The organism is Ideonella sp. B508-1 (genome assembly GCF_000333615.1).
In the GTDB taxonomy this organism is placed as follows: domain Bacteria; phylum Pseudomonadota; class Gammaproteobacteria; order Burkholderiales; family Burkholderiaceae_C; genus Ideonella.
Window position 1 is genome coordinate 1 of record NZ_BADL01000149.1, and the last position, 14,131, is coordinate 14,131.

Consider the following 14,131-nt stretch of genomic DNA (forward strand, 5'->3'; position numbering starts at 1 on the left):
TGACGACGAACGCGACCCGGAATGGATCGCCGCCATCGATGACCGCACGCTGCAGCGCCTGCTGGCCCTGTGCGCCGAGAACCGGCCCCGCCTGCCCTGGCAGCGGGCGCTGATCGACTCCATCGAGCTGCTGGCCAGCCAGATCCGCGCCAGCGCCCTGTCCTCGGCCCTGCGCCAGCGCATGGACCCGGCGGGCCTGGGCGACCGGCCCTTCCACCAGGTGGTGGAGGCGGCGGCCGCGCTGCGGCTGGACCTGTCCGAGGGCGTGGGCCCGCAGCAGCTGCAGCAGCGCGCCCAGTACCTGCGGGCCGTGCTGGACGCCTGCCTGAAAGCGGCCGCCAGCGTGCGCGGCCACCTGGACGAATACGGCATCTCGGTGGACCTGGTGTTCCAGCTGGACCAGCTGCGCGCCCGGGCCGAGCGGGTGGAGGATCTGCTGGCCTGCCTGATCAGCCCCGAACCCCTGCCCGACCTGCGCCACCTGCTGCTGGAACTGGCCCGCGCCAGTGCCGAGCGGCGCAGCGTGCGGGCCCTGTTCATCCAGCACTACGCCCTGCTGGCCCGCAAGGTGACCGAGCGAAGCGCCGAGACCGGCGAGCACTACATCACCCGCGACCGCGACGAGTACCGCCACATGCTGGGCATGGCGCTGGGCGGCGGCGGCATCATCGGCTTCACCACGCTGATCAAGTTCGCCATCACCGCGCTGGCCCTGCCGGTGTTCTGGAACGGCCTGGGCGCCGGCCTGAACTACGCGCTGAGCTTCGTCATCGTGCAGCTGCTGCACTGGACGGTGGCCACCAAACAGCCGGCCATGACCGCGCCGAGCATGGCGCGCAAGCTCGAAGGCATCGCCAGCGATGTGGCCCTGGGCCGCTTCGTCGACGAGGTGGCCCACCTGCTGCGCTCGCAGATGGCCGGCATCATCGGCAACCTGGTGGCAGTGGCCCCGGTGGTGCTGGCGCTGCAGGGCCTGTCCTGGTGGCTGGCGGGCCGGCCGCTGATCGGTCAGGCCCAGGCCGACTACGTGCTGCACAGCACCACCCTGCTGGGCCCCACCGCGCTGTTCGCGGCCTTCACCGGGGTGCTGCTGTTCGCCTCCAGCCTGATCGCCGGCTGGGTCGAGAACTGGTTCGTCTTCCACCGGCTGGACAGCGCCATCGCCTGGAACCCGCGCTCCATCGCCTGGCTGGGTGAGGCCCGGGCCCAGCGCTGGGCACGCTGGTGGCGCGACAACATCTCGGGCCTGGCGGCCAATGTCTCGCTGGGCCTGATGCTGGGCCTGGTGCCGGCCCTGGCCTCGGTCTTCGGCCTCCCGCTGGAGGTGCGCCACGTCACCCTGTCCACCGGCCAGATCGCCGCGGCCCTGGGCACGCTGGGCCTGCCCCTGCTGCACGAACCGGCCTTCTGGTGGTGCGTGGCGGCCATCCCCGTCACCGCCATGTTGAACCTGGGCGTCAGCTTCGCGCTGGCCTTCCGTCTGGCCATGGTCTCGCAGGGTCTGAAGCTGCAGGACCGCGGTCGCATCTACCAGGCGCTGCGCCAGCGCTGGCGCACGGCGCCCGGCAGCTTCTTCTTCCCGCCGCGGGGGTGACAATTCGGAAAACGTTCACCCGGCCCCCGGCGGGCCCGGGGGTTCATCGTCGCTGCGGTGCTCATCGCGCCGCCGCCCCGAGAACATCGTCCACCACACCATGAAGAGCAGGACCCCGGCAGCCACCAGGGCCTCGAACACAAACCATCCCATGTCGTTTCCCATCCGCCGCGGTGCGGGCGTTTCCCCATTCTGGTCCTCGGTGCCGCGCCTGGCATCGGGGCTGACCGCGATGGCCGCGGCCGTGCTGCTGGCCAGTTGCAGCAGCGTCTCGCTGGAATCCTCACCGCCGGCCACGCCCCTGCCGGCCCACCCCGCGCCCACCCCGGCGCCGCCAGGCACGCTGGAGCGCAGCCACGCCCGCTGGGTGCCAGCCAGCTTTGCCGACCTGCCCGGCTGGGGCCAGGACCGCACCCTGGAGCTGTGGCCCGCCCTGCGTCTGGGCTGCCAGACGCCGCCGGCCGCCTGGGCCCGCCTGTGCGCCCAGGCCCGCCAGGTCACGCCGGCCAGCGATGCCGAGGCCCGCGCCTGGCTGGAGCAGAACCTCAAGGTCTACCGGGTGGAGTCGCCCGAGGGCGACCCGGCCGGCCTGGTGACCGGCTACTTCGAACCCCTGGTGGCCGCCAGCCGCAAGCCCACCGCCACCCGCCGGGTGCCGCTGTACACGGCCCCGCCCGACCTGGGCCAGCGCAAGCCCTACTGGACGCGCCAGCAGCTCGACACCCTGCCCGCCGCCCAGGCCGCGCTCAAGGGCCGCGAGATCGCCTGGGTGGAAGACCCGCTGGACGCCCTGATTCTGCAGATCCAGGGTTCCGGCCGGCTGCAGATCACCGAGCCCGACGGCCGCCAGCGCCTGGTGCGCCTGGCCTTTGCCGGCCACAACGACCAGCCCTACAAGTCGGTGGGCCGCTGGCTGATCGACCAGGGCGAGCTCAAGCCCGGCGAGGCCTCCTGGCCCGGCATCAAGGACTGGGTGCGGCGCAACCCCAAGCGCCTGCAGGAGCTGCTGTGGCAGAACCCGCGCTACGTCTTCTTCCGCGAGGAGCCCCTGCCAGACCCCAGCCTGGGCCCCAAGGGCGCGCAGGCCGTGCCCCTGACCCCCGGACGCTCGGTGGCGGTGGACCCGGCCGCCGTGCCCTATGGCACCCCGCTCTGGCTGGACACCACCGAGCCGCTGTCGGACCGGCCGCTGCAGCGCCTGGTGATGGCCCAGGACACGGGCAGCGCCATCGTCGGCGCGGTGCGGGTGGACTACTTCTGGGGCTGGGGCGACGACGCCGAGGCCCAGGCCGGGCGCATGAAGCAGGCGCTGCGCCTGTGGGTGCTGTGGCCGCGTTCCTGAGGGACCGACTCAGGGGCGGGTGACCCGCAGCTCCAGCCAGCGCAGGCCCGCCTCGGGGGCCGGTGCGGCATCCCGGGTGCTGTAGCTCACGCCCCCCCGGGCCTGGGCCGGGGCGGTGGGCGCCCACTGGCCCAAGGGGGTCCAGCGGCCCAGCGGCAAGAGCAACTCGCCCTCGCCCTCCAGCACCGTGGCAGGCCCCTGGGCCGCGGCGCCGCCCACCGGCTGCGGCAGGCTCAGGCTGTAGCGCAGGCTGACCGGCTGATGCCCGCCGGGCCAGCTGGGCTGCAGGGACAGGCGGGCCGTGTCCGCCTGCCAGCTGTCGTGGCCACGCAGCTCCGCCTGCCCGAGGCCCTGCGCGCCGGACGCGGCGGCTGCCGTGGGCGTCGTGCTGTCAGTGCGCCAACGCCACTCGGTGTCGGACTGGGGGTGCCAATGGGTCAGCGCCACCCGCACAGTCGCACCATTGCGCACGGTCAGCACGGGCAGGCGGCCGCCGGGGGACAGGTCGTCGGCCTCGGCCGGCGCAGTCCGCCACAGCGGGCCCGGCCCCTTCGGGTCCACCCGGCTGCCATCGCTGCGGACGATCACCGCGCCGGGCGCCGCCTCGGCCACCGGCTCCTGGCGCCAGCGCAGTTCGATGCGCAGATTGACCGCCGCAGGCGCAGCCTGCGCCGTCGCCGCCAGGCTCAGCGCCGCGGCCAGCCCCCAGGCCATGCGGGAGCAGGCCCACCGCCGGGCCAGTGCCTGGCCCCTCATGCCGCGGCCCCCAGCGGTGCATCGGACAGGCCGGGGCCCGCCATCAGCTCGGTGCGGTTGCGGCCGGTGGCCTTGGCCAGGTACATGGCCCGGTCGGCCGCCTCGATGGCGGCGTCCAGCTGGTCCATGCGCCGGCAGGAGGACACGCCGGCCGAGAAGGTCAGCGGCTGCCCGGGCACCCCACCCTCGAGTTTCAAGGCCACCAGACGGGTGCGGATGCGCTCGGCACAGCGCCAGGCTTCCTCCAGCCCGGTGCGCGGCAGCATCAGCAGGAACTCCTCGCCGCCCCAGCGGGCCAGCACGTCGCCGGCGCGGATCTCGCCCTGGGCAACCTCGCCAAAGCGCTGCAGTACCCGGTCGCCGGCGGCGTGGCCGCGGGTGTCGTTGATCTGCTTGAAGTGGTCCAGATCGAAGAGCACCAGGGCCAGCGGCTGGCCGTGGCGTTCGATCTCGCGGGCGGCGATCGTCATCTGCTCCAGCATGGCGCGGCGGTTGGTCAGGCCGGTCAGCACGTCACGCGTGGCCAGTTCCTGGTTGCGGGCCAGGGCCAGCTTGAGTTCGGCCGTCTGGTGGCGCAGGCGCTCCCGGATGTGGCCCAGGCGCACCGAGATGACCGCCACGCCGGTGAACACGATGCCGGCATAGAGCAGGTAGATCAGATCCAGCCGGGTCTCATCCGGGTCGGCCTGGCCCCAGGCCCGCCAGGCGATGACCCCGGCCAGCATCAGAAAGCCCATGCCGGCCATGCGCCGCCCTTCGCGCGGGGGCAGGCCGAACAGACCGAACATCAGGATCACCTGCATCAGCACCACGGTGGCGCCGCGGGCCGGGCCGCTGACGGCGAAGGCCCAGGCCACCGCGACCATGCTGTAAACCATCTGCGGACGGGTGAGCGAAGGCTCACTCAGGTGCAGATTGAGACCGCTGCGGATCGCGCCGTAGAAGCCGAGGCAGCCCACCAGACCGAACACGGTCAGCGGCAGCCCCTGCTGCTCGGAGGTCAGGCCCAGCCGCACCTCGACCTGCAGCACCAGCGCGAAGGCCAGGTACAGCGCCATCACCAGCAGCGCCTGGGACGCCCGCACCCGCTGCGGTCCGTCTGGCCCCAGCAGAGTGTGTGTCAAGGAAACGGACAGCGCAGTCATGGTCTATGCAGCATCGGTCGGCGGCGCCCCGGCTCAAGGGGGATGGATGGGTCGCTTGTGCATTCCTGCGCGCCCCGGGGTGTCTTGTCCTGCGTCAACGCGCGGCCGGCCGCAGGTGCTCCAGCGGCAGTGCCGCGCCGGCCTTGACCTCGCCCAGGGAGAAGCTGGTGTGCAGGTCCTTCACATTGGGCAGGCCGAACAGGGTGTCACGGGTCCAGCGGGAATAGGCGTCCAGATCGGTCACCAGCACCTGCAGCTCGAAGGTGCCGGCGCCGCTGATGTAGTGGCAGGCGATCACCTCGGGCAGGCCACGGATCGCGTCCTCCAGGGCATGGATGGCCTCGCCGTTGTCACGTTCGGTGTCCACCCGCACGAAGGCCAGCACGCCCAGGCCGATTTTGCGGCGATCGATCTCGGCGCGGTAGCCGGTGATGACCCCGAGCTCCTCCAGCCGGCGCACCCGCCGCCAGGTGGGCGCGGGCGACAGGCCGATGCGGGCGGCCAGCTCGGCATTGGACTGGCGTGCGTCGCGCTGCAGGGCCTCCAGGATGGCCACGTCATAGCGGTCCAGGCTGGGGGCACCGACGCTGCGGGTTATCCCGAATTCTTCATTTTCTGGCAAGACATCACCTTGAATCGATTCATCCAAGAAAGGATGTTGCCGGCGAGCCTCCATTTCCGCAAGCGAAAGCAAGCACCTGTCGGGCCGAACTTCCTACACTGGATCCATCCCCGCCGTGCGCACAGGCCCGGCGCGGCCACAAGCCGCCCCGGGTGCCGCATGGCCTTCCCTAACGGGCCTTCGGGCCCAGGAGCCGCACCATGAATGCCCCGCTGACCGACGCCGTCCGTCAGGCCCTCGAGAAGGTCACACTCGACGACAAGTACGCCCTGCCCACCGGGCGGGCCTTCATGAGCGGGGTGCAGGCCCTGGTGCGCCTGCCCATGCTGCAGCGCACCCGCGACGCGATGTCCGGGCTGAACACCGCCGGCTTCATCAGCGGCTACCGCGGCTCGCCCCTGGGCGGCTACGACCAGGCCCTGTGGCAGGCCAAGAAACACCTGCAGGCCCAGCACGTGGTCTTCCAGCCCGGCGTCAACGAGGAACTGGGCGCCACCGCCGTCTGGGGCACCCAGCAGCTGGACCTGTTCCCCGAGAAGGCCAAGTACGACGGCGTGTTCGGCCTGTGGTACGGCAAGGGCCCGGGCGTGGACCGCTGCATCGACGTCTTCAAGCACGCCAACATGGCCGGCACCAGCCGCTTCGGCGGGGTCATTGCCATCGCCGGTGACGACCATGTGAGCAAGAGCTCCACCGCACCGCACCAGAGCGACCATGTGTTCAAGGCCTGCGGCTTCCCGACCTTCTTCCCCTCCAGCGTGCAGGACATCCTGGACATGGGCCTGCACGCCTGGGCGCTGTCGCGCTTCTCGGGCGTGTGGACGGGCATGAAGACCATCCAGGAGGTGGTGGAGTCGGCCACCACGGTGGACGTCTCGCCCGACCGGGTCAAGATCATCCTGCCCGAGGACTTCCCCATGCCGCCGGGCGGCCTGCACATCCGCTGGCCGGACCCGCCGCTGGAGCAGGAAGCCCGGCTGATGGACCACAAGTGGTACGCCGCGCTGGCCTATGTGCGGGCCAACAAGCTCAACTACAACGTGATCGAGAGTGCCCAGGACCGCTTCGGCATCATCGCCAGCGGCAAGGCCTTCAACGACACCCGCCAGGCCCTGGCCGACCTGGGCCTGGACGAGGCCACCTGCCACCGCCTGGGCATCCGGCTGCACAAGGTCAACGTGGTGTGGCCGCTGGAGGCCCACATCACCCGCGAGTTCGCGCTGGGCCTGCAGGAGATCCTGGTCGTCGAGGAGAAGCGCCAGATCATCGAGTACCAGCTCAAGGAGGAGCTGTACAACTGGCGCGCCGATGTGCGGCCCAATGTGATCGGCAAGTTCGAGGAAGGCGATGACGCCGACCTCTCCGGTGGCGAGTGGAGCCGCCCGAACCCGAGCGAGAACTGGCTGCTGCGCGCCAAGGCCGACCTGACGCCGGCCATCATCGCCAAGGCCATCGCCAAGCGGCTGAAGAAGCTGGGCGTGCCCGAGGACATCGCCCGCCGCATGGACCAGCGCGTCTCGGTCATCGAGGCCAAGGAACGCGAACTGGCCGCCCTGGCCAGCGCGGGGGCGGCCAGCGGCACCACTGGCGACCGGGTGCCCTGGTTCTGCTCCGGCTGCCCGCACAACACCAGCACCCGCGTGCCCGAGGGCTCGCGCGCGGTGGCCGGCATCGGCTGCCACTACATGGTCAGCTGGATGCCCACCCGAAACACCGCCACCTTCACCCAGATGGGCGGCGAGGGCGTGCCCTGGGTGGGCCAGGCGCCGTTCACGAACGAACAGCACATCTTCACCAACCTGGGCGACGGCACCTACTTCCACTCCGGCCTGCTGGCCATCCGCCAGAGCATCGCCGCCGGGGTGAACATCACCTACAAGATCCTCTACAACGACGCGGTGGCCATGACCGGCGGCCAGCGCGTGGGCGAGCGGCCCGAAGGCCACTCGGTGCTGCAGATCATGACCAGCCTGCTCTCCGAAGGTGTGGCCAAGCTGGTGGTCGTCAGCGACCTGCCGGACAAGTACGCCCGGGTGGACCTGCCCACCGGCGTGACGGTGCACCACCGCGATGAACTCGACCGCATCCAGCGCGAGTTCCGCGAGCTCAAAGGCACCACCATCATCATCTACGACCAGACCTGCGCCACCGAGAAGCGCCGCCGCCGCAAGCGCGGCACGCTGGCCACGGCCGACACCCGCGTCGTGATCAACCCCCTGGTCTGCGAGGGCTGCGGTGACTGTTCGGAAAAGAGCAACTGCGTCTCGGTCGAGCCGCTGGAGACGCCTTTCGGCCGCAAGCGCCAGATCAACCAGAGCAGCTGCAACCAGGACCTGTCCTGCGTGAAGGGCTTCTGCCCCAGCTTCGTCACCGTCACCGGCGGCACGCTCAAGAAGCCCGCCCCGGTGGCCGGCCAGGCCGCCACCCTGCCCCCGGTGCCCGAGCCGGTGCTGCCCGAGGCCCGCCATGCCTGGGGCATCGTGGTGGCCGGCGTGGGCGGCACCGGCGTCATCACCATCGGCCAGCTGCTGGGCATGGCGGCCCACATGGAGGGCAAGGGCGTCATCACCCAGGACGCCGCGGGCCTGGCCCAGAAGGGCGGCGCCACCTGGAGCCATGTGCAGATTGCCGACACCATCGAGGCCATCCACACGACCAAGGTGGACACCGCCAAGGCCGACCTGGTGATCGGCTGCGAAGCCATCGTCACCGCCGGCAAGACCACGCTGTCGGTGATGCACCCCGAGCGCACCTACGTGGCCCTCAACACCCACCGCACCCCCACCGCGGCCTTTGTCACCGACCCGGACTGGGTCTTCCCCAACGAGGCCTGCGAGGCCGCCATCGGCCGCGCGGTGGGCAGCGGACACCTGGGTGCCTTCGACGCCGAGGCCCTGTCGGTCAAGCTGCTGGGCGACTCGATCTACACCAACCCGATGATGCTGGGCTACGCCTGGCAAAGGGCCGCATCCCGCTGACGCGCGAATCGCTGATGCGGGCCATGGAGCTCAACGGCGTGCAGATCGACAAGAACAAGGCCGCCTTCGAGTGGGGCCGCCGCTGCGCCCATGACCTGGCCGCCGTGCAGGCCCTGACGCAGACGGCCCAGGTGATCCAGCTGCTCAAGCGCCCGGCGCTGGATGAGCTGATCGGCAGCCGGGTCGAGTTCCTCACCGCCTACCAGAACGCCGGCTATGCCGCCCAGTACCGTGCCTTCGTCGACCAGGTGCGGGCGGCCGAGGCCGCGGTGGCCCCGGCCGGCAGCACCCGCCTGACCGAGGCGGTGGCGCGCTACCTGTTCAAGCTGATGGCCTACAAGGACGAGTACGAGGTGGCCCGCCTGCACACCGACCCGGCCTTCACCGCCCAGATCGCCGCCACCTTCGACGGCCCGGTGAAGCTGCGGCACCACCTGGCGCCGCCGCTGTTCGCCCGCCGCGGGGACGACGGCCAGCCGCGCAAGACCGCCTTCGGCGCCTGGGTGCGGCCGGTGATGGGCGTGCTGGCCAAGTTCAAGGGTCTGCGCGGCCGCTGGCTGGACCCCTTCGGCCACACCGAGGAGCGGCGCACCGAGCGAGCCCTGATCGCCGAGTACCGCGCCAGCATCGAGACGCTGCTGAAGGACCTGAGCGCCGAGCGCTTGCCGCTGGCCCTGGAGATCGCCCGCCTGCCCGAAGAGATCCGCGGCTACGGCCACGTCAAGGCCCGCCACCTGGCCGCCGTGCGGCCCAAGTGGCAGGCCCTGATGCTGCGCTGGCAGCAGCCGGTGACGCCGGAGCGCCAGCCCGCAGCGGCCACCCCGGTCAGCGCCTGAGACCGAGGGGGCCGGGCATCAGACCGCCAGCGGCAGGGTCCAACGCGGCCCGGTCAGGCCGGCGGCGGCCCAGTCGGCCGGGACGGCCAGGGTCTGGGGCGAGGTGCCGCGGGCCCGCAGGGCCAGCACCTCGTCGCCCTCCTCGCCCGCCACCAGCCAGGTGGTGGAGGCCCATTCGCCGCGCGGCCGGGCCTCGACCAGGTTGCGCCGGCGCACCTGCAGCACCGCGGGCAGGGTGTCCAGCCGGGCTTCGAACACCGGCCCGCCCTCGTCGATGGTGATGTGGTGGCCGTAGCGCAGGCCTTCGGCCGCCAGCACGCCCAGCAGGGGGTGACAGGCCAGCGGCACCTGGGCGATGGCGGCCTGGGCCGTCTCGGGCAGGAAGGACACATAGACCGGCTGGCGCGGCAGCAGCGCCGCAACGTGGCTGCGCCAGGCCGGGCCGAAGCGGTGCAGGGCCTCCTGCGGTTCGCCGGCATAGAAATGGCGCCCCAGCCCTTCCCAGAAGGGCGAGCGGCCGGCCTCGTCGCGCAGACCAGGCAGCTCGACGATGAGCTGCGCCCCCAGCTGGGCACGGTCGCGGGCCAGCAGCAGCAGGGCCGCGCGCAGCAGGTGCTGCAGGGTGGCGGCCTGCTCCGGCAGATCCAGGTCCGGGTCCCAGGCCAGGTCGGCCAGCTCGGCCGCACCGGTGTGGTCGTTGCCCAGCAGCAGGGTGTTCTGCTGATGGAACAGGTGCAGCGACGGCGCGGCATGCACCACGCAGCCCACGTGGTACCAGTGGCGCAGGCGGTCGCGGCCGATCACCGGCCGCAGCCGCACGCAGGCCCGCGGGCCCTCCGGCGTCTCGAGCAGCCACCAGCGTTCGGCCGCATGGGGCGCGGGCAGGCGCCGGTCGGCGGAGGGCGGCAGCCACAGGCTCAGCCGGGGCAGGTCGTGGTCGCTCACCGGACGCAGGCGCCAGGCCCCGCCGGGGCGGGGCAGGCCTTCTTCGGTGGCCACGGGCAAGGAAGTGTTCATGCGCTTGCGCCTCCCAGGCCAGCGGGCAGCGGGGCCGCGGCCAGCGGGCCGCCATCGCCGGCCAGCAGGGTCAGGTCCTCGGGCCGCAGCGGCCCGCTGCACACGCTGGCGCGGAAGTCCTGCACCTGGGCATTGGCCAGCAGCCAGCGTCCCTGGCGCAAGCCCTGCCCGGCATCATGCGCGTCAGCGAAGACCCGGCGCGCGGCCACGCTGCGCAGCAGGGGCAGCCGGCCCTCCATCGTGGGGCCGCCGTCGAAAAGGTTGAGGTAGGTGTCGGCGTCCAGGCCCTCGTCCAGCAGGATCTGGAAGGGCAGCTCGGCCACCGGGTGCAGCTGGCCCAGCGACCACTGCGCCTCCTCCGGCAGCAGCGGCACGTAGATGGGCGACTGCGGCAGCAGCTCGGCGATCAGGGTGCGCTGCGGGCCGCTGGCCAGCTGTTCGGCGGCGGGATAGTCCATGTGGAAGAAGCGCCGACCCACCGCGTCCCAGAAGGGGCAGCGGCCGCTGTCGTCGGCCAGGCCGGGATGCTCGGAGGCGATGCGGTCGGAAAAGCGCTCGGGGAACTGGGCGATGAAGAGCAGGCGCCCGCGCGAGAGCAGCTGCGGCGCCACGCCCTCGGCATGGGCCGGGTCGATGTGGAAGCCCGTCAGCAGGGTCACACCGGTCAGGTCGTGGCACAGGTGCAGCGTGTGGATGCGGTTGCGGGCCTCCAGCTCGGGGCTGACCTGCACCACGTACTCGTTGCGGTAACTGTAGAAGCGGTCGTGGAAGCCGGCGCTGGCGGCGATGCCGCTGGTGCCCACCAGTGCACCGCCCTGGGCCCGGTCCTCCAGCACGAAGAGGTAATGCTCCTCGCCGCTCACATCGTCGTCGGCGGCAAAGGACTTGAGCGAACGCTCCAGCTTGTCGCGCAGCAGGGCACGGTCGGGCACCAGCGAGCTGATGCCGATGGCGCTGGCCTCGGCCAGCCGCTCCAGCGCCGGCAGGTCGGCCAGGGCGGCCGGCCGCAGCAGGTAGCGGCCCGACTCGCCGGGGGTGGGTGCCGCAACGGCCGGTTCAGCGGTTGGGGATTTCACGATCTGGCTCATCGGGACTCCCGAGTGGGGAAAAAGGGGCCTCGTCCGCCGCGGGTGCGGCCGGCGCCAGCGACACGCCCGACTGGGCCGCCCGCCAGGCCACGGCCTGCGGGCTGCGCTCCTCGCGCGGGGTGTGGCCGTAGCGGGCCCGGTAGGCGTTGGAGAAGTGCGGGCCGGAGGCGAAGCCGCAGGACAGCGCGATCTGCAGGATGGACTGGTGGGTCTGGCGCAGCATGTCGCGCGCGCGGTCCAGGCGCAACTCCAGGTACCAGCGCGAGGGCAGCGCGTCCAGGTGCTGCTTGAACAGGCGCTCGAGCTGCCGGCGCGAGACGCCCACCAGGCGGGCGATCTCCTCGGTGGGCAGGGGCTCGCCGAGGTTGGCCTCCATCAGGGCCACCGCCTCGGCCAGCTTGGCCGAGCCCCCGCCCAGGGGCGTGACCAGGGGCAGCCGCTGGCGCTCCTCGCGCGGGCGCAGGCGCTCGCGGCCCAGTGCGGCCAGCAGCGCCGGGCCCAGGCGCTCGCCATGGCGCTGGATCAGCCAGGCGATCAGCAGGTCCTGGCTGGCCTGGTGGCTGGCGCAGCTCATGCGCTGGTCGTCGAGTTCGTAGAGCTGCTGCGAGACCACCAGCTCGGGGTGGCGTTCGGCCAGCACCGCGCCGTGCGGCCATTGCGCCGTGGCCCGGTGGCCGCGCAGCAGGCCGGCCTCGGCCAGCCAGGCCGCGCCGGTGCCCACCCCGCCCATCAGGCAGCCCTGGGCCGCGCGCTGGCGCAACCACAGCAGCTGCGGTGCCACCTGGTCGGGCTCGCCATGCCAGGGCCCTTCGGCATGCACCAGCACGGCGTCCAGCCAGCCGGCCTGGCCCATGGCATGGGCCAGCACCGGCACCCCTTCGGCCGAGGCCACCGGGCCGGCGCCGCGGCCCAGCAGCACGGTGTCGTAGAGCGGCTGCTCGAGCAGGCGGTTGGCGGCCTGCAGCGTCTCCAGCACACCGGCCAGGCCCATCAGGCCGAAGCCGGGCTGCAGCACCAGGCCGAAGCGCCAGGATGCGCGGCCGCCGTCCACCGCCGCGGGCCTACTTCAGGCCGCCGGAGAGGAACTGGCGCAGGCGCTCGCTGCGGGGCTGCACCAGCACCTCGCGAGGTTGGCCCTCCTCCTCGATCAGGCCCTGGTGCACGAAGATGGCGTGGCTGGCCACCTCGCGGGCGAACTCCATCTCGTGGGTGACGACGAGCATGGTGCGGCCCTCTTCGGCGAGACCACGCATGACCTTGAGCACCTCGCCCACCAGCTCCGGGTCCAGCGCGGAGGTGGGCTCGTCGAAGAGCATGACCTCCGGGTCCATGGCCAGGGCGCGGGCAATGGCCACACGCTGCTGCTCACCACCGGAGAGCTGGGCCGGGTAGACATCCTGCCGGTGCGACAGGCCCACCCGCGCCAGCAGTTCCTTGGCCCGCTCGATGGCCTCGGCCTTGGGCCGGCCCAGCACGTGGATGGGCGCCTCGGTGACGTTCTCCAGCGCGGTGCGGTGCTGCCAGAGGTTGAAGTTCTGGAACACGAAGGCCAGGCGGCTGCGCCAGTGGCGCAGCTGGGCCGCATCGGCCGCACGCAGACTGCCGTCGCGGTCGCGCACCAGGCGCAGGGTCTCGTCGCCCAGGCTCAGCGTGCCCTCGTGGGGCTGCTCGAGCAGGTTCAGGCAGCGCAGCAGCGTGCTCTTGCCCGAACCGCTGGAGCCGATGATGGCGACCACGTCGCCGGGCTGGGCCTGCAGCGAGACGCCGCGCAGCACCTCGCGCTCGCCGAAGCGCTTGTGCAGGTTCTCGACCTTCAGGCTGTGGGGGGTCCCGCTCATCACATGCCCCTCAGGCCGACAGCAACGAACCGGCCCGGGTGGCTTCGCGCCCGGCCACCTTGCCCAGGGACATGCCGGCCACCGCGAAGCGGCGCAGGTCGCGGGCGAAGAACAGGCCGTCCACCGGCGCGCCCAGCGTGGTCACCTGCCCGGTGAGCGGGTCGATCAGGTCCACCAGGGGCTGGCCGGCCACCACCGGCGTGCCGGGCAGCTGCAGGAAGACCACCATGCCGCCGGTGGGCGCCACCACCGGGATGGAGCCGGCCAGCGGCGTGGCCTCGCGCTTGAGCGGCGGCAGGACGGGCGGCACGCCGCCCTCGGGCGCCACCACGCCGCGCTGGATCAGGAAGTTGACGATGCCCTGGGCATCGGCCGCCGCCAGGTCGTGGCGCACATCGGCCTCGCCGCGCAATTCGATGGTGGCGGCCATGCAGGCCGGCGGCAGCGGCTTGGCCGGGCCCAGGCGCTCGGCCAGCTGGGGCCAGAGCATGGAGCAGGCCTCGTCGAAGGGGTCGCCGCCCGAGCGCTCGGCCAGCAGGGCCAGCTCGGCGCCGATGCAGCGGGCCAGCAGCTGACCGTCGCCGGGCCAGGTCTGCGGCGTGGTGTAGATGTGCAGCAGGGCCTCGCCGTCGCAGTGCAGGTCCAGCACCACGTCGGCGTCGATGGCCAGGCCCAGCAAGGTCTTGCGCAGGCTCTCCAGCGGGGAGCTGGCCCCCAGCGCAGCCACCGCCTCGCGCAGCGCCCCACGCACCAGGCGCACGTTCTCGGCGGCGTCCGCGCCCAGCCGGTCCATCACGCGGTCGAGCACCGCGTCGGTGAAGTTGGCGAAATGGCGTTGAAGTTCTCGCCGCTGTGCAGCTCGAAGCGGCCCTGAAAGCACGCAGCACCCACTGGCCCACGCCCAAAGGGTTGGCC

General features: G+C 72.2%; 11 protein-coding genes and 1 pseudogene. 3 read left to right on the plus strand and 9 right to left on the minus strand.

The window, feature by feature from the left end; translation table 11 throughout:
* Positions 1–1,594: site-specific recombinase (locus tag I73_RS06670; protein WP_022979899.1), on the plus strand; the 1,594-nt coding region annotated here is incomplete at its 5' end.
* A gap of 15 nt (positions 1,595–1,609) precedes the next feature.
* On the opposite strand, the gene I73_RS33480 is transcribed toward I73_RS06670, so the two are convergent.
* Entirely contained in the window at positions 1,610–1,747 is a 138-nt protein-coding gene (locus I73_RS33480; protein ID WP_199899038.1) for a hypothetical protein, read from the minus strand.
* Here I73_RS33480 and I73_RS06680 point away from each other — a divergent pair.
* Positions 1,746–2,936 (plus strand): murein transglycosylase A, encoded by a 1,191-nt coding sequence (locus tag I73_RS06680; protein WP_234409434.1) that lies wholly within the window; start codon positions 1,746–1,748, stop codon positions 2,934–2,936. The genes I73_RS33480 and I73_RS06680 overlap by 2 nt on opposite strands.
* A gap of 9 nt (positions 2,937–2,945) precedes the next feature.
* Here I73_RS06680 and I73_RS06685 read toward each other — a convergent pair whose 3' ends face one another.
* The 3 genes from I73_RS06685 to I73_RS06695 form a co-directional block, all read right to left on the minus strand.
* Positions 2,946–3,650 (minus strand): hypothetical protein, encoded by a 705-nt coding sequence (locus I73_RS06685; protein ID WP_022979902.1) that lies wholly within the window; start codon positions 3,648–3,650, stop codon positions 2,946–2,948.
* Between the two features lie 38 nt (positions 3,651–3,688).
* The gene (locus I73_RS26400; RefSeq protein WP_148289711.1) at positions 3,689–4,816 is read right to left on the minus strand and encodes a GGDEF domain-containing protein; all 1,128 of its coding nucleotides are present in this window, start codon (positions 4,814–4,816) and stop codon (positions 3,689–3,691) included.
* A gap of 115 nt (positions 4,817–4,931) precedes the next feature.
* Positions 4,932–5,459 (minus strand): Lrp/AsnC family transcriptional regulator, encoded by a 528-nt coding sequence (locus tag I73_RS06695; RefSeq protein WP_022979904.1) that lies wholly within the window; start codon positions 5,457–5,459, stop codon positions 4,932–4,934.
* A gap of 200 nt (positions 5,460–5,659) precedes the next feature.
* Between I73_RS06695 and I73_RS26405 the strand changes: the two are divergent.
* Positions 5,660–9,273 (plus strand): annotated as a pseudogene (locus I73_RS26405) (indolepyruvate ferredoxin oxidoreductase family protein).
* A gap of 18 nt (positions 9,274–9,291) precedes the next feature.
* Here I73_RS26405 and I73_RS30775 read toward each other — a convergent pair.
* The 5 genes from I73_RS30775 to I73_RS26425 all read right to left on the minus strand — a co-directional run.
* Positions 9,292–10,290 (minus strand): arginine N-succinyltransferase, encoded by a 999-nt coding sequence (locus tag I73_RS30775; RefSeq protein ID WP_083876590.1) that lies wholly within the window; start codon positions 10,288–10,290, stop codon positions 9,292–9,294.
* Complete coding sequence (locus I73_RS26415) at positions 10,287–11,378, minus strand: arginine N-succinyltransferase (RefSeq protein WP_022979906.1); 1,092 nt, start codon at positions 11,376–11,378, stop codon at positions 10,287–10,289. Before I73_RS26415 ends, I73_RS30775 begins: the two co-directional genes overlap by 4 nt.
* Positions 11,347–12,429 (minus strand): GlxA family transcriptional regulator, encoded by a 1,083-nt coding sequence (locus I73_RS26420; RefSeq protein WP_022979907.1) that lies wholly within the window; start codon positions 12,427–12,429, stop codon positions 11,347–11,349. The genes I73_RS26415 and I73_RS26420 overlap by 32 nt, the downstream gene beginning before the upstream one ends.
* Before the next feature lie 10 nt (positions 12,430–12,439).
* Positions 12,440–13,216: an ABC transporter ATP-binding protein gene (locus I73_RS06720; protein ID WP_022979908.1), complete on the minus strand. Its 777-nt coding sequence runs from the start codon at positions 13,214–13,216 to the stop codon at positions 12,440–12,442.
* A gap of 10 nt (positions 13,217–13,226) precedes the next feature.
* Positions 13,227–14,131, minus strand: a 905-nt coding sequence (locus tag I73_RS26425) for a succinylglutamate desuccinylase/aspartoacylase family protein (protein ID WP_234409435.1), incomplete at its 5' end; no start/stop codon positions are given.

What these genes read in the sequence shown, in the direction of transcription:
- I73_RS26415 (WP_022979906.1), bottom strand. Translation starts at nt 11,378, where the DNA reads ATGAGCCAGATCGTGAAATCCCCAACCGCTGAACCGGCCGTTGCGGCA.
- I73_RS06685 (WP_022979902.1), bottom strand. Translation starts at nt 3,650, where the DNA reads ATGGCCTGGGGGCTGGCCGCGGCGCTGAGCCTGGCGGCGACGGCGCAG.
- I73_RS33480 (WP_199899038.1), bottom strand. Translation starts at nt 1,747, where the DNA reads ATGGGATGGTTTGTGTTCGAGGCCCTGGTGGCTGCCGGGGTCCTGCTC.
- I73_RS30775 (WP_083876590.1), bottom strand. Translation starts at nt 10,290, where the DNA reads ATGAACACTTCCTTGCCCGTGGCCACCGAAGAAGGCCTGCCCCGCCCC.
- I73_RS06720 (WP_022979908.1), bottom strand. Translation starts at nt 13,216, where the DNA reads ATGAGCGGGACCCCCCACAGCCTGAAGGTCGAGAACCTGCACAAGCGC.
- I73_RS06680 (WP_234409434.1), top strand. Translation starts at nt 1,746, where the DNA reads ATGTCGTTTCCCATCCGCCGCGGTGCGGGCGTTTCCCCATTCTGGTCC.